The sequence below is a fragment of the Micromonospora sp. NBC_01796 genome, assembly GCF_035917455.1.
Taxonomy (GTDB): Bacteria; Actinomycetota; Actinomycetes; order Mycobacteriales; family Micromonosporaceae; genus Micromonospora_G.
In genome coordinates, this window is the sequence record NZ_CP109078.1 from 7,455,928 (window position 1) to 7,472,159 (window position 16,232).

A 16,232-nucleotide genomic window follows, 5' to 3' on the forward strand; every position below is an offset into this window, starting at 1 on the left:
CAACGAAGGCAGGCCACGCTCAGCCGTGATCCACGTGCCGGCAGCCGCACCGACTCAGAGCACGATCCATGTAAATATTGCGATCAGGTACGAAGGGAGGTGGTCGGCATGCGGACGGCGGTCGATCCCGCCCTCGTCAGCGCGGCGCGCACCGGCGACGAAGACGCCCTGGCAGCCCTGGTGGCCGAGGCCATGCCGCTCGTCTACAACGTGGTGGGCAAGGCACTGCACGGCAGTTCCGACGTCGACGACGTGGTCCAGGAGACCATGCTGCGCGTCGTACGGGGGATCGCCGGACTCAAGGATCCGGAGTGCTTCCGGGCCTGGGTCATCTCGATCGCCTACCGCCAGATGCAGGACCGGGGCCGTTCGATCCGGGTAGCGACCGCGCTGGGGCCGCTGGTCGGCGACGTTTCGCAGTGGCCGGACCCGGCCGGCGACTTCGTCGACTCGACCATGTTCCGGCTCCACCTGTCCGTTGAGCGCCGGGAGACCCACGAGGCCGCCCGTTGGCTGACCACCGAGGACCAGCGCGTCCTGCGGCTGTGGTGGCGGGAGGCGGCCGGCATGCTCACCCGGGCCGACCTCGCCGACGAACTCGGCCTCACCACCGGCCACGCCGCGGTACGCGTACAGCGGGTGAAGGCGCAGCTCGTCCTCGCCCGTACGCTCCTGCGGGCCTGGCACGCGATCCCGCGATGCGCCGCGCTGACCGTGGCTGCGGCGAAGCTGGGCGGACCGTCCGACCCGCGCTGGTTGAAGCACCTCGGCCGGCACGTGCGGCGGTGCGAGGTCTGCCTCGCCCACGAGCGGGAGCTCATCCCGGCCGAACACCTGCTCGCGGGCGCGAACCTGGCACCCATGCTCGCCGGGCTGGCCGGATCCGCCGGCGTCTCCGCCACCGTCGGCGGGGCGGTCGCGCCCGTCTGGGGCACCGCCTGGGACCTGGTCCAGCGGGCCGTCCGGTACCTGATGGCGCACCTCCTGCCGGTCGGCGGCGTCGTGGCGGTCGCGACCACCACGGTTTTTGTCTACGCCGTGTCCTACCCGCCCTATCAGGACGGCGGTCCCGACCTCGCGATTCCGTCGGCGGAAGCGACCGGCGGCGGGTCGGTGGGCGCGCCGACTCCGGGTCCGGCCACCCCGGCGGCTCCGAACCCACCGCCGGTGGGCGGCTTCGACGGCGTCACGACCGCCTCGTACTACGTCGCCCCGGACGGCAGCGACGCGAACCCGGGCGATCTGGACCGACCCTTCGCCACGCTCGGTAAGGCGACGGCGGTGGTCCGGCCGGGCCAGACCATCGCGCTGCGCGGCGGGACCTACCGCCCGACCCGATCGGTCGAGATCACCACGAGTGGTACGGCGGACCAGCGGATCGTGCTGAGCAACTACCGGGACGAGATCCCGGTCATCGACGCCTCCGGCATCCCGGCCGGCGCCTCGTACGTCACCCAGCGGGCGAGCTACTGGACCGTGCAGGGTCTGGCGGTACGGGGCGCGCCGGAGCACGCGTACGTGTGCCGGTCGTGCTCGTACAACGTCTTCCGGGCGGTGTCGCTGCACGACAACGGCCAGACCGGACTGTTGCTGCGTGACCGGGACACCATCGGCAACCTGGTCGTCGACAGCGACTTCTTCGGCAACCACGACAACCCGACGAACGGCGAGTACGCCGACGGCCTGGGCATCGAGTACGGCTCCGGCACCGGCAACGTGGTGCGCAACTGCCGGCTGTACGAGAACGCCGACGACGGCCTGGGGCTGCACGAGTTCACCAGCCCGGTCACGATCGAGCACACCTGGTCGTTCGGCAACGGCCTGAACCGGTGGGGCATCGCACCGTTCGACGGCGACGGCTACGGGTTCAAACTCGGCGGAGGCACCCGGCCCGGTCCGGTCGACCATGTCATCACCGGCAGCGCGGCATGGGACAACGCCGGGTACGGGTTCACCGAGAGCGGCAACACCGGCGCCCTGACGGTGCGCGGCAACACGGCCTTCCGGAACGGGAAGACCGGCTTCGCCTTCGAGCGATCGACCTCGTTCCTGCGCCAGAACCTGGCCGTCGGGAACGGCCGCGAATCCACCCTCGGCGACGGGGTGGACGCGGCGGACAACTCCTGGGACCAGGACGGGTGGAGCGACGCCGCGCTGCTCACCACCGACCCGGCATCGGCGGTGGCGCCGAGGTCACCGGACGGCCGGCTGCCGGCGACCACCTTCCTGACCAACACCAGGGACAAACGTGTCGGCGCCGCCATGACCCCCGTCGGGTAGGCGTTCCCCGTGAACCGGAACACCGACGCTGCCGGGGAACGCACCGGGGACGCGCGGTCAGGACGGCGGCAGGGCCGGTTCGTACAGCCAGGCGGCGAACAGCCCGTCGAGTGGCCGGGACGTGTGGCGCTGGGCCAACGCGGTGAACGCCTCCGTGGTCACCGTGCCGTGCCGGTGGACCTGCGTCCACTCCCGCAACAGGGTGAAGAACGGCCCGTCACCGACGACCTCGCGCAGGGCGTGCAGGGCGAGCGCACCGCGCTGGTACACCCGGTCGTCGAAGATCCGCCGCGCCCCCGGGTCGGCCAGCCGCAGGTCCTGGCGCAGTGCCGACACCATGGCCCGGGACCGGACGGCGTGCGCGCGGGCCGGTTCGCCGCCGGACAGCTCCGACCACAACCACTCGGCGTACTTCGCGAACCCCTCGTTGAGCCAGATGTGGCGCCAGTCGGCCACGGTCAGGCTGTTACCGAACCACTGGTGCGCCAACTCGTGGGCGACGAGCCGCTCGGATCCCCGCCGCCCGTCCACGTGGTTCGAGCCGAACATGGACAGCCCGTGCGCCTCGACCGGCACCTCCAGTGCCTCGTCGACCACGACAACGGCGTACTCGGCGAACGGGTACGGGCCGAAGACGCACTCGAACGCCGTCATCATCTCCGGCTGCCGGCCCAGGTCGTGCTGCGCCGCCGCGAACAGCCGTGGCGGCACGGCGGCCCGCTGGGGCACCGGACCGACCGCCAGGTCGATCGGGCGGTAACGTCCGATCTGGACGGTGGCGAGGTAGCTGGACATCGGCGCGAGCTGCTCGTACACCCAGGTGGTGGTGTTGGCGCCGGCCTCGTGCGAGACGAGGGTGCCGTTGGCGATCACCGCGTACCGCGACTGGGTGGTGACCGCGATCCGGTAGGTGGCCTTGTCGGCCGGGTGGTCGTTGCACGGAAACCAGGACGGCGCCCCCGTCGGTTGGCTCGCGACCAGCGCACCGTCGTTCAGCCGTTCCCAGCCGAGGTCACCCCACCGGCTCGGGATGGGTCGGGGGACCCCGGCGTACCGCACCGTGACGGTGAAGGGCGTCCCGGCGGGCAGCGGCGTCGTCGGGCGGACCCGCAGTTTGCCGGCCCGATGGCTGTAGCTCGCCGCCGCGCCGTCGACCAGGACCCGGTCCACCCGGAACATGCCCAGGTCGAGGCTGAACTCCGTGAGGGTCCGGTCGGCGGTCGCGGAGATCTTCGCCCGGCCGGAGAGCCGACCGGAACCGGTCCGGTACTCCAGGTCGAGGTCGTAGTGCGTGGTCCGGTAGCCGGCGTTCCCGTGCCCGGGAAGGTACGGGTCCGCCGGCGTACCGCCCACGGAGCCCGACGGGACCCCCTTCGTGTTCACCCTCGGCGTGCCCTTTCCGACGGCCAGGCGGCGATCGGGTTGCCCAGCCAGCGGCCCCCACCGGGCAGGGTCTCGCCGCGCATGACAAGTGACGCCGGCCCGATGGTGGCGTGCTCCCCCACCGTCACGCCGGGCAGCACGATCCCGTGCGGGCCGAGCGTCGAACCCGCACTGAGGATCACCCGGTCCATGCGCATTATCCGATCATGGAACAGGTGGGTCTGCACGACACAGCCGCGGTTGACGGTGGCGCCGTCGCCGATCCGGATCAGGTCGGTCTCCGGCAGCCAGTAGGTCTCGCACCACACACCGCGCCCGATCCGCGCGCCGAGGCCGCGCAGCCACAGGTTCATCAGCGGGGTGCCGCCGATCGCACCGGCGAGCCACGGTACGGCGAGAACCTCGACGAACGTGTCGGCGAGCTCGTTGCGCCACACGAAGGAACTCCACAGCGGGCGCTCCCGGACCCGGAACGCGCCGACCAGCAACCACTTCGCCAGGGCGGCGACGACACAGGCGACGATGCCGGCGGCGAGCAGCAGCACACCACCCGCGGCCAGCGCGGCGACGTACCCGTACCCGGCGGTGAGCGCCTCGAACGCGGCGAGGGTGACAACGGCGAGCCCGGCCGCGACCATGACCGGTACGACACGGCACAGCTCGACGGCGGCCCGCGCGACCTTCAGCCGCGCCGGTGGATCGAACGTCCGGCTCTGGTCGCCCTGCTCCGCCGCCCGCGGCAGTTTCATCGGCGGCATGCCGAGGTACGAGCTGCCCGCCTTGGCCCGCTTCGGCGTCGCGGACAGCACCCCGACCAGCCCGCGCTTCGGTACGGCACGGCCCGGCGCGGTCATGCCGGAGTTGCCGAGGAAGGCCCGCTTGCCGACCCGGGCGGCCCCGATGCGCAACCAACCACCGCCGAGCTCGTACGAGGCGACCAGGGTGTCGTCGGCGAGGAACGCACCGTCGCCGACCGTGGTCATCGCGGGCAACGCGAGCACGGTCGACGCCTCCACCCCGCGCCCGACCCGCATCCCCAGGGCGCGCAGCCAGACCGGTGTGAACAGGCTCGCGTACAGCGGGAACAGGCCGACCCGGGCCAGGTCCATCAGTCGCTCGGTCGCCCACGCCTGCCACGCCACCCGCCCGTGCACGGGGTGGTGGCCGGCGCGCAGGCCGATGCTCAGCGCGCGTACGAGGATCAGGATGAGCAGCGCGTACGCGGTCATCGCCGCCACCGTGGCGAGCGGCACGCCGGTGAGTGTCCGGACGAGGGCGGTCTGCAGGGTGGTGCTGCCGTGCAGGAACCAGCCGAGGACGAGCAGCCCCGGTACCGCCGCGATCGCGGGGAGGAAGTTGAGGGCGAGTGAACTCAGCCCGTACGCCATGGCCCACCCGCGGACCCGGCCGGGACGCTGCTGCGGCCAGCGGCGGGCAGCCTTGCCCGACCGGCTCGCCGGAACCCCGGCCCACCGCTGCGCGGCGGGCACCGAACCCGTCACGCACGACCCGGGTGCGACCTCGGCCCGTTTGCCGATCCGGGCGCCGGGCATCAGCGTGCTGCGGGCGCCGACCGTCGCACCGGCATCGATCCGGATCCGGCCGACGTGGACGACGTCACCGTCGACCCAGTGACCGGAGAGGTCCACCTCCGGCTCGACCGCGGCGCCCTGCCCGAGTTGGAGCATGCCGGTCACCGGCGGCAGGGAGTGCAGGTCGACCTCGTTGGCGATCCGGGCGCCGAGCGCGCGTCCGTAGTAGGTGATCCAGACACCGGCGAGGCTGGTCGCACCGCTCGATGCCGCCAGCCGCTCGGCCGCCCACAAACGCAGGTGGACCCCACCACCACGCGGGTAACTCCCCGGCCGCAGACCGCGCAACAGGAGGCGGGCGCCGCCGGCCGCGATCGCGATCCGGCCGGGCGGACTGATCACCAGCAGCCAGCCGAGCAGCACCCACCACCAGGACACGGTGGGTGCCCACGGGTACGAGCCGAACAGGGCCAGCACGTTGTTGATCGCGGCGAGGGCGACGACCCAGCGCAGCCCGACAACACCGAGGAACGGCAGCATCAGGGCGGTCTGCGCGAGACCGGTACGCCGTGGGGTCGGGCGCACGACCCGGGTCGTGGTCTCCTTCACCGTCTCGAACCCGTCGAGCGTGCGCGCCAGCGCGCTCAGCACCGGGTGCTGGTACACGTCGTTGACCGATGCGCCCGGGTACCGGTCGCGCAGCAGGGTGAGTAGCTGTGCGGCGCCGAGGCTGGAGCCGCCGGAGGCGAAGAAGTTGTCGTCCGGGCCGGCCGGCGCGACGCCGAGGATCTCCTCCCAGCACTCGGCCAGCCACGCTTCGGTCCCGTCCATCCGGTGGACGACGTCGGCGGTGTCCAGTCCGGGCAACGGCCACGGCAGAGCCGCCCGGTCGACCTTGCCCGACGTGCGGGTGGGCAGGCCGTCGACCACGGCGATCAGCGGAACCAGCGCGGCCGGCAGAGCCGTCTGCAGCCGCTGCACCGCCGCCGCCCGGTCGAACCCGTCATCCGCGTTCGGGACGACGTACCCGACCAGGAGCTGGTTGCCGTGCCGGGCGGTGCGTACCGCGGCCGCCGCGGCGGCGACCCCGGGCAGCGCCTGGAGCGCCGCGTCTACCTCGCCCAGCTCGATCCGGCGCCCGCCCAGCTTGACCTGCTCGTCGGCCCGGCCGACGAACAGCAGCCCCTCGGGCTCGGCGCGGACCAGGTCGCCGCTGCGGTACGCCCGCGACCAGTCCAGTGCGGGCAGCGGCGGGAACTTCGCCGCGTCCTTGGCCGCGTCCAGGTAGCGGGCCAGCCCGACCCCGCCGATGACCAGCTCGCCGACCTCGCCCATCGGGACCACGTCGCCCCGGACGTCCACGACCGCCAGGTCCCAGCCGTCGAGCGGCAACCCGATGCGTACCGGGCCGTCGCCGGTCAGCCGGGCGGCGCAGGCCACGACCGTGGCCTCGGTCGGGCCGTACGTGTTCCACACCTCGCGGCCGTCGACGGCCAGCCTCGCGGCGAGCTCGGGCGGGCATGCCTCACCGCCGAAGATGAGCAGCCGCACCTCGTCGAGGGCCTCGGCCGGCCACAGGGTGGCGAGCGTCGGGACCGTGGACACGATGGTGATCCGCTGCTCGACCAACCAGGGTCCGAGATCAATTCCGGTACGGACCAGCGAGCGGGGGGCGGGCACGAGGCAGGCGCCGTACCGCCAGGCCAGCCACATCTCCTCGCAGGACGCGTCGAACGCCACCGACAGGCCGGCGAGTACCCGGTCGCCGGGCCCGATCGGCTCGTCGACCAGGAAGAGTCTCGCCTCGGCGTCGACAAACGCGGCGGCGGAGCGGTGGGTGACCGCGACACCCTTGGGCCGGCCGGTGGAGCCGGAGGTGAAGATGATCCACGCGTCGTCGTCGGGACCGGGGCGGCCCGGGGTTCCGTGCGGCGTGTGGCGCGGCACCAGCGTCCGGTCCGGTCCGAGTACGGCACAGACCTCCGCCTCGGCGAACACCAGTTCGGCCCGCTCGTCCGGGTCGTCGGCGTCCACCGGCACGTACGCGGCACCGGCGGCCAGTACGGCGAGGATCGAGACGTACAGGTCGACGGTGCCGGACGGTACGCGCACACCGACCCGGTCCCCCACCCCGATGCCCGCCGCGACGAGCTGTCGGCGCACCTCGTCGACCCGGGATTCGAGAGCCCGGTAGCTGAGCAGCGTGGCCCCGTCGTCGAGGGCCGGCGCGGCCGGGTGCCGGTGCGCGGTCCGGGCGAGGATGTCCAGCAGGGTACGGACGGGCGGGGCAGCCTGTGCGGGGTACACCGCCGGCGGCCCGCCGTGCGTGTCGGAGGGGCCGTGCGTGTCGGCGGGTACGGGAGGTACGAAGCCCAGCTCTTCGAGCGGGTCGACGGCGTTGACCTCGGCCTGGGGCTGGTCGACGGGAGTGAGCGGCGGCAACTCGCCGGGTGCCTCGATCCGATCGGTGCCTGCCAGGTACGCGCGCATGCTCCACACCCTCCGACGAACGTGAACTGCACCGCGTGGGGGGAGGGCCGTTCCAGCCCGTCGGCTACCCGGTTCACGGTCAGCGTGGCGATCCGCACGATGTCCACGCTTGTGGCGGGTCAGGAACTCGGCGTATCGGTTCTTCGGGTGGCGCGGGAACATCTCGGCCACCGGTCGACCAGCTTAACGTGGAACGAACCATTGCTGCCCAAACGAAGCCAATCCGGTGGTTGGCATCACAGAGTTCATCTGCGGAGCCGGCAGACCTGCGGCGATCGGTTGGCGGCCGGTAGCCGGCCCGGGACCACGTTCGGGTCCCGGGCCGGCGTACGCCGTTGCGCTAGCTGACCAACTTCCACGGGCCGTTGGCGTCACCCGGTGTCTGGTTGCGGGTGTACCACTTCGCCTCGTACACGTGGCCCTGGTACGAGACCCGGTTACCGGTGTTGTAGACGGTCGTGGGCGTCCAGGCCGCCGGTTTGTTGTCCGGCGACGGCGGTGCGATCTCCTCCCACGGGCCGTTCGGGTCACCGGGCGCCTGGTTGCGGGTGTACCAGCGGGCACGGAACTTCTTGCCGTTGTGCATCACGGTGTCGCCGGTGTTGAAGATCCGTGACGCGGTCCAGACCGTGGCGCCGTCCTCGGTCATGCCCAGTTCCTGCCACGGCCCGTTCGGGTCGCCCGGCTGCTGGTTCCGGGAGTACCAGGAGGCCAGGTAGACCCTGCCCTGGTAACCGACCCGGTCCCCGTTGTTGTAGACCGTCGACGCGTTCCACGCCGCCGGCAGGTTCACCGTCACGGTGACGGTGCCCTGGGCCGGGTTGAGGTACTCGTTGCCGGAGTAGGACGCGGTGAGGGTGTGGTTGCCGTCCGCGAGGCCCGCCGGGAGGGTGAACGTCGCGGTGTTTCCGGACAGTGTGGCCGAGCCGCGCATCGTGGTGCCCTCGCGCAGTTCCACCGTGCCGGAGACCGGCGCGGTGCCGGCCGTGACCTTGACCGTCACCGTCGCCGCCGTGCCCCAGGCCGTCGCGGACGAGGTCGCGGTCACCGTCGGCTCCCCCTTGACGGTACGGAACACGGCCGGCTGGGCCACGGCAACGCCGCCGTCCGCGCTCTGTGCGGAGACGATCCAGGCGTACGACGTGGCCGGCACGAGGCCCGCCCAGGTCACCGTCGCGGTGCCGTTCGCGGTCACCCCGGCGGTCCCGATCAGACCGGACGGTACGTACACCGCCAGCGAGTCGGTGGAGAACGACGTCTTCCGGGTGGTGAGGTCGACCGGCAGGGTCAGGTTGTCCTCGGCGCCGTTGTACCGGGGCTTGGTCTGGCTGCCGTCCTGGCGGATGTCGTACTCGGTCGCCCCGAAGTTGTTGAGGAACGGCGAGTACGTGTCGATGCGCATCTCGGCGCGGTCGACGTCGAACTGGAGCAGACGCAGGAAGCTCGCACCGAACTGCAGGCGGTCGGTGGACTTGTGGTCCGGGGTGCCGTCGCCGTTGATGTCGATGTTGCCGGCCGCGTCGACCAGCTTGGGCCAGAGTTCACCGGCGGGCACCGTGTAGAACTGGTAGTCCGCCAGCAGCTCGACCACGTCGTGCGCCACGGTCACCCCGACGTTGGTCTTCAGGTTGGTGCCGACGCCGTGCTCGTGTCCGGCGAGGACCAGGAAGACGTTCGGGTTGTTCTCGACCACCTGCTTGTAGAGCGGCGAGCCGTCCGGCGCGGAGAAGTCCGCTCCCCGGCCGTCGGGGTTGGTCGACGGCTTCAGGTAGTCGTGGGACAGCAGGATCCCGTTGCGGTCCTTGTACCGCTTGAAGACCGAGTCGGCCCACTTGGCCTCCTGCGGCGTCACCCCGTACGACAGACCAACGGCGACGAAGTCCAGGCCACCGGAGGAGAACAGCGTGTAGTTGTTCTGGTTGTCGCGGCCGGGCGTGACGGTGCCGTCGGGGTTGGTCACCTCGTCCCACGCGTGGTATTCGGTGCCGGCCGGCCAGGACTTCGCGACCTGGTAGTAACGGTCGGCGCCGAAGGTCTTGCTGAACCGGGAGTCGGGTCCCGTCTCGGCACCCAGCTGGTTGTCGTGGTTGCCCGCGATGACCTGGTTCACGACCCCGTTGTCGTCGAGGATCTTCTGGTAGCTCGACGCGAGCGCGAGTTCCTTGTCGACCTCGGCGTTCAGGCCGGGCCGCTGGAGCGAGCCGTCCGGCTTGGTGGCCAGCGGGTCGTAGTAGTCGTTCTCGATGACGTCGCCGGTGTGCGCGGCGTACGCGATCTTCCGCTCGTCCGCGTTGTCGGCGATCCACTGCATCTCGTCGCGGTACGTCGCCGCCCAGAGCGCCTGCTCCTCCGCCGTCGCGACGTCCGAAGGCTCGGCCTTGCCGTCCCAGTCGTCGTACGTGCCACCCGCCGCACCCTCGGTGAGGTACTGGGTGTCGGTGAAGTGCGTGATCGAGAAGTCGTACGAGTTCGGGTCCTCGAAGCGGTCCTTGTCGTTCTGCGCGGACGAGTCGCGCGGGGACAGATCGTCGGCGAACGGGTCCTCGCCGGTGACCAGTACATGGACGGTGGCGCCGTCGCGGTACTCCTTGCCCAGCGGGGCGGTGAGGACCGTGCTGTGTTCGGCCTCGCCACGGGAACTGGTCAGGACGACCCACTTCTTGGCCGCCGGGTCCCAGGCGCGCAGCGCCACCACCCGCTGCGGGTCGATGGTGCCCTCCCAGCGCAGCGTCGGTACCTCCTTCGAGGCCCCGAGCGGCACGTCGTAGCGCTGGAACACCACGTCACGACCGGAAGGGGTGTCGATCGTCCGCCCGTCGAGCGGACGCAGGGAGCCGACGTCGACGAGCTTGTCGTGCTGGACGTCGAGTGTGGTCGGTACCCCGGCGGCCTCGCCCTGGTAGCCCGTGGACGGGGTCGCGACGTCCGCCTTGGTGAACGTGGCGGTGAGCGAGATGCCCTCCTGGCCCGGGATCCTGGCCGAGAGCGCGGCCGACGGCGAGGCGGAGCCGGTGACGGCAGCGTTGAGCTCGGTCGGTACGTCCGGGATGCTCGCGCTGGTGAAGTGCACCTCGCGGACGGCAGTGTTGCCGAGCGTGTCGGTCGCCGTCACCGCGATGGTGTGGTTGCCGGCGGGCAGACCGTGACCGATCTGGTCACCCTGCTGCACCGCCGTGCCGTCCAGGGTCATCGTGGGCGTGCCGGCAACACCGGTCGCGTCGGCGATGGCGAGGTTGAGCGCGACGGTGGAGGTCAGCCGCTGCCCCTCGGCCGGCACGCTGTTCTCGATCACCGGTGCGGTGTTGTCGATGGTGAACTGCCGGGTCGAGGTCTTGTCGCCGACGACCGCCTTGATCGTGTGCGCGCCGTCCGCGATCGCGGTCGTGTCGACGTCCGCCCGCTTGCCCAGCGCCCGGAGCGCGGCGCCGTCCGGCGCGGTGACGTCGAACAGGATCGTCTTGTCCAGGGCCGGGTTGTAGCTGCTGCCGCAGGTACCGTCGCCGATGAACACGGTCACCGGTGAACCGGCCGGGTAGCTGGCCGAGCCGATCGTGACGGTGGTCCCCGCGATCTGCCTGGTCAGCTGGGTCGCCTTCGCGTCGACCGGGGTGAGCTGGAAGTCGCCCAGGGTGAAGTCGTCGTAGTTGTCGCAGCCGCCCGGCTTGGCGCTGCCGTGGTCGCTGCCGGCGACGAACTCCAGTACGTTGACGCCGGGCACCAGCCACTCGTTCGGGAAGGTAAGGTCGGCGGCCTCCTTCTCCCAGACCCCGAGGTCCAGCGGGATGCCGTTGATCAGCACCTTGTTGTCGTAACCGTTGTCGGTGCCGTTGCCGCCGATGAAGACCTTCAGCCGCGCGTTGCCGCCGCTGCCGAGGGTGTCGATGGTCCGCGCGGTCGGCGCGCCCGCGATCGTGAAGTGGAACTCGGCGTCCCTGCTGGCGCCGCAGGTCCCGTCGCCCAGCGAGAGCGAGGCGTCCGTCGTCGCAGTCTTCGTCACGGTCCCGCCGCTGGTGGTGACGATGTACGTGGTGCCGGTCGTGACCGTGCCCGCCGTACTCAACCGCAGACTCGCCGTACCCCGGGTGATTTTGAAGTCGTCGTGGTTCGCGCAGGTCGCGCCGTTGGCGGTGCCGTTGTAGTCGCCGGTCCTGACCTCGATCACGTTGTCACCGGGGTGCAGGAACCGGGTGGGGAAGCCGAGGCTGACGTTCTCCGCGCCGCCGACGCCGTAGTCACCGCCGAGGTCGACCCGGTTGCCGTTGACGAGTACGAAGTTGTGGTACCGCGCCTCGACCGAGTTGCCGGCCTCGACGGTGAGGCCGAGGGTCGCGGTCCCCGCGGCGAGGGTCTCGGGGTTCTGGGCCGCCCGGTCGTCGATGGCCAACGACTCGACGCTGTCCTTGCTGCCGTTCGGCAACGCGGCGATCACCGGCCGCGTACCGCGGACGAGGGCACCGTCGGCGGGGGTCAGTTTCGCCGCGCCGGGCGACGCGTTGTTGACCTCGACGGCGACGCTCGCCGTCGCGCCCGACCGGGTGGTCGCGCTGACGGTGTGCCTGCCGTTGCCGAGGGTGGCGGTGTCGAGGTCGGCACTCAGACCGGCCGTGCTACCGGGGTCGCCGGAGACGACGAACGTCAGGTCCTGCGTCAGCGGGCGACTCGAACTGCCACAGGTGCCGTCGCCGAGGGTGTAGCTGAACAGGTTCTGCTCGCCGTCGGCGACAACGCCGAGCAGGCTGAGGCTGAGGCTGCTCAGCGGGAAGTCGTCGTAGTTGGGGCAGCGGCCCCCTTCGCCGTACGGCAGCACCTCGTAGCCGACCGCGGCGGTGTTGGTCGAGTCGACCCAGTTCCAGCCCGCGTGGACGGTGAGGGTGTTCACCCCGGAATGCAGCCACTCGCCGGGGAAGTCCAGGCCGCTGGCCCGTCCGCCGGGGATGTCGGGGAAGTAGATCCGGTCCGCCTCGGCCGTGTGGTCGTTCACCGTGAGGTAGTTGTGGTAGCGGGCCTCGGTGCCGTTGCCGCCCATGTCGAAGCCGAAGTGGGCGGTGCCTGCGGTCTGCTCGGCGTCGATCCGGGTGCCGTCGACCGCGATGCTGGCCACCGAGTCGTTCTCGGTGGTGGGTTGGGCGGTGACGGTGACCGTGCCTTCGAGCGTCTGCCCGTTGTTCAGGTTGAGCGTCGGTGCGCTACCGACCGCCGGCGCCGGGGTTTCCTCCGCACCCGCGAACGACTGACCGAACGCCGTTGCCGACCCGGCGACGAGTACGACGGCCATCACGGACCAGAGCACGCGCACGCGTCTCCGACCCACGCCCAGTTGGAGCGTCATGGCGAGGTTTCTCCTTGTTCATGGGGTGCTCCGCGCCGGAGACGCGAGCGGCCGAGACTCTGCCGCGCTTGTGAGAACCCCCGGGCCTGGCCCAGTGATCAGAAGGGAATGTCGACGTGAACAGTTCGTTGATCAAGGGCCCGCCCGGCTCCGGTAGCGTCACGGTCACGCCCACGTGGCACGGAAGCCGGTGCCCCGGTAGCCGTGGGACTCCTGACAGGACGGGAGATCGCCTATCATGCGAACCGACACCTCGCGCAGGGTGCTGGTCCTCCTGGCACTCGCCCTGTCCGCCTTCGCCTTCAACACCACCGAGAACCTGCCGATCGGGCTGCTCCGCCTGATCGCCGCGGATCTCGACGTGTCGCTGCCGTCGGTCGGATACCTGGTCACCGGGTACGGCCTGACCGTGGCGGTGGTTTCGCTGCCGCTCGCCCAGGTGACCCGTCGGATGCCACGGCGGCACGTCCTCTCCGGCCTGCTCGCCGTGCTGGTCCTGTCGACCCTGGTGTCGGTGCTGGCCCCGTCCTACGGGGTCCTGCTGGCCGCCCGGGTGGTGACCGCCCTGGCCCAGGCCCTCTTCTGGGCGGTGATGGCACCCGTGGCGGTGGGCCTGTTCTCACCCGCGGTACGGGGACGGGTGATCGCCGTGATGTCGGTCGGGGGCTCGCTGGCCACCGTGCTCGGCGTACCGGCCGGGACCTGGCTGGCCCAACAGAGCCGGTGGCAGATCCCGTTCCTGGTGGTGAGCGCGTTCGCGCTCGTCGCGCTGGTGGTGATCGCCCTGCTACTGCCGACGACCCGTCCCGAGGAGAGCCACGGCGCGTACGGTTCCGCGCCGGACGCCCGACTGTTCGCGCTGGTGCTGGTCACCACCGTCCTGTCGGTGACCGGCGTGTTCCTCGGGTTCACGTACGTGGTGGAGTTCCTCACCCGGGTCACCGGCTTCACCGACCCGGAGGTGACCACCATCTTGTTCGTCTTCGGCCTGGCGGGCGTCGTCGGCGTGACCGCCGCCGGTCCCCTGCTCGACCGGCTCCCCCGGGGCGTGCTCGTGCTGACCGTCGCAGGGCAGGCGGCGGCGCTGCTCGGGCTGTACCTCTTCGCGGCGAGCCAGGCGGCGGTCGTTGCGCTGGTGGCAGTGCTGGGCTGTACCACCGCCCCGGTCTTCATGGCCACCCAGTCGCGGATCCTGCACGTGGCCCCGGGCCGGACCGAGATCGGGTTCGCGGCGAACTCCGCCGCGTTCAACGTCGGTATCGCGGCCGGTGCGCTGCTCGGCGGTGTCATCCTGTCCACCGCCGGTGTACGGGCGACCTTCCTGGTCGGTGCGGTGCTGACCGTCGTCGCGCTGATCGCCCTGCTCGCCGAGCCGCTGCTGCTCCGGCGGAAGAGCGTGCACGACCCGGCCGAGGTACCGCGATCCGGGGCGAGCCGGGCCGCGTCCTCGATCGGATAGCAGGCGCTCACCGAGGTTGATCTTCAGCGTGCCGGGGTTTGTTGTTCGTGCTCGGCCCAGCCTGCGTTCACCGGATCTTCAGCCCATCCTCCGATGCTCGGCGGTTGACACGGCCACCGCAGTATCGAGGAGAGGTTCCGCCTTGAACGGCAAGGATATCGAAGACACCGAACGTTCGCAGCTGTCCCGGCGTCGACTGGTCAAGTACGCCGGCGTCGGCGCGACGCTGGCCGCGGCAAGCCCCCTGATCGGGAACAGTGCGGCGTTCGCCAACAACGACGCCGAGGGCAAGGACGACAAGCAGGGCGGCGGAGAGGCCGGTGGCCGGGCCTGGCGTGCCGGTGACCACCACATCCACTCGGAGTACAGCGGCTCGTTCGACACGTCGGTCAACCCGCCGAAGTTCACCAAGGGCGGTGACGCGGTCTACCCGATCGTCACCAACGCGATCATGGCGAAGAACTTCGGCCTGACCTGGGCGATGTGCACCGACCATGGTGGACCGACGCACTCGAAGGTGAACCTGGAGCAGGCGTACCCCGACCTGCTGCTCTCCCGCAAACTGGTGCCCGAGGTGCTGCAGTTCTGGGGCATGGAGTTCGACGCACCGGCCCTGGACCACCACACCCTGATGATCCCGCGTCACGACGACGAGGCGAAGCTGCTGTTCGAACTGGAGAGCCGGTTCGCCAAGAACGACCCCTTCCCCGCCGACCCGAGCCGGGACACCGAGCCGAAGATGGTCGAGTTCCTCAAGTACGCCCGCGGCCTGGAGCAGCGCCCGCTGGTGATCGCCCACCACGCGTCCCGCTCGGCGACCGGCCTCGGTGTCTACGGGCAGGACACCCCCCGGGAGTTCCGTAACGGCAACAACGCCGCGCCGGAGATCTACGTCGGCTTCGAGGGTGCCCCCGGTCACCAGGCCGGTCCGCTCAACGGCGGCGCCCGGGGTGGCTACGGCAACTACCCGACCCACGGCGGCTTCGACCAGATGACCGCCCGTCTCGGCGGCCTGTGGGACTCGCTGCTCGGCGAGGGCCGGCGCTGGTGGATCACCGCGACCTCCGACTCGCACGTGCACTGGACCCGTGGCGGCTCCGACTTCTGGCCGGGCGAGTACAGCAAGACCTACGTGCACGCCCGGCAGGGCTACGCCGACATCATGGACGGCCTGCGCAACGGCCGGATCTTCGTCACCACCGGTGACCTGATCACCAGCCTCGACCTCACCGCGTCCGGCCAGGGCCGCAACGCCACGTCGGGCGAGACCGTCACGCTGAACCGCCGCAACCGGACCGACGTCGAAATCGAGATCAAGTTCCGGCCGCTGGAGGGCAAGAACGCCCACGGTGACCGCCCGCAGGTCCGGCGTGTCGACCTGATCGTCGGCCAGATCACCGGCCCGAACGCCAACCTCGACGCCGACACCAACCCGACCACCAGGGTCGCGGCCCGGTTCGGCCCCCGCGACTGGCGCCAGCAGGGCCGCGACCACGTCATCCGGTACACCCTGCGCAACGTCGAGGGTGACATGTACGCCCGCGTCCGCGGCACCAACACCGACGAGGCCGAGCCCCTCGCCGACGGCAAGGAGAACCCCTGGGACGACCTGTGGTTCTACTCGAACCCCGTGTTCGTACAGGTGCGCTGAGGAATCAGCAGGGAACCACATCCGAAATAATCCCACCTAAAGACCAAACAAGGCTTCTACCAGGCAAGATGTAAGATTATGAATCAACGATCTTGAGTTGAAAGCCTG

6 protein-coding genes are annotated in these 16,232 nt (G+C 70.9%); 3 read left to right on the plus strand and 3 right to left on the minus strand.

Annotated features, from left to right (window positions below; translation table 11 throughout):
* Positions 1 to 108 precede the first annotated feature (108 nt).
* Positions 109 to 2,280: a sigma-70 family RNA polymerase sigma factor gene (locus OIE47_RS33130; protein WP_326558473.1), complete on the plus strand. Its 2,172-nt coding sequence runs from the start codon at positions 109 to 111 to the stop codon at positions 2,278 to 2,280.
* Between the two features lie 57 nt (positions 2,281 to 2,337).
* Here the strand turns inward: OIE47_RS33130 and OIE47_RS33135 are convergent, their stop codons facing one another.
* The 3 genes from OIE47_RS33135 to OIE47_RS33145 all read right to left on the minus strand — a co-directional run bounded on the left by OIE47_RS33135 (position 2,338) and on the right by OIE47_RS33145 (position 13,014).
* The gene (locus OIE47_RS33135) at positions 2,338 to 3,633 is read right to left on the minus strand and encodes a M1 family metallopeptidase (RefSeq protein WP_326558474.1); all 1,296 of its coding nucleotides are present in this window, start codon (positions 3,631 to 3,633) and stop codon (positions 2,338 to 2,340) included.
* 26 nt (positions 3,634 to 3,659) lie between these two features.
* Positions 3,660 to 7,685 (minus strand): Pls/PosA family non-ribosomal peptide synthetase, encoded by a 4,026-nt coding sequence (locus tag OIE47_RS33140; protein WP_326558475.1) that lies wholly within the window; start codon positions 7,683 to 7,685, stop codon positions 3,660 to 3,662.
* A 340-nt stretch (positions 7,686 to 8,025) separates the two neighbouring features.
* Complete coding sequence (locus OIE47_RS33145; protein WP_326558476.1) at positions 8,026 to 13,014, minus strand: carbohydrate-binding protein; 4,989 nt, start codon at positions 13,012 to 13,014, stop codon at positions 8,026 to 8,028.
* Between the two features lie 238 nt (positions 13,015 to 13,252).
* Here OIE47_RS33145 and OIE47_RS33150 point away from each other — a divergent pair, with 238 nt between their 5' ends.
* Together OIE47_RS33150 and OIE47_RS33155 are read left to right on the plus strand one after the other, a co-directional pair.
* Positions 13,253 to 14,473: an MFS transporter gene (locus OIE47_RS33150; protein WP_326558477.1), complete on the plus strand. Its 1,221-nt coding sequence runs from the start codon at positions 13,253 to 13,255 to the stop codon at positions 14,471 to 14,473.
* Positions 14,474 to 14,615: 142 nt separating this feature from the next.
* Positions 14,616 to 16,124: a phosphoesterase gene (locus OIE47_RS33155; RefSeq protein WP_326558478.1), complete on the plus strand. Its 1,509-nt coding sequence runs from the start codon at positions 14,616 to 14,618 to the stop codon at positions 16,122 to 16,124.
* The last annotated feature ends 108 nt before the right edge of the window (positions 16,125 to 16,232 follow it).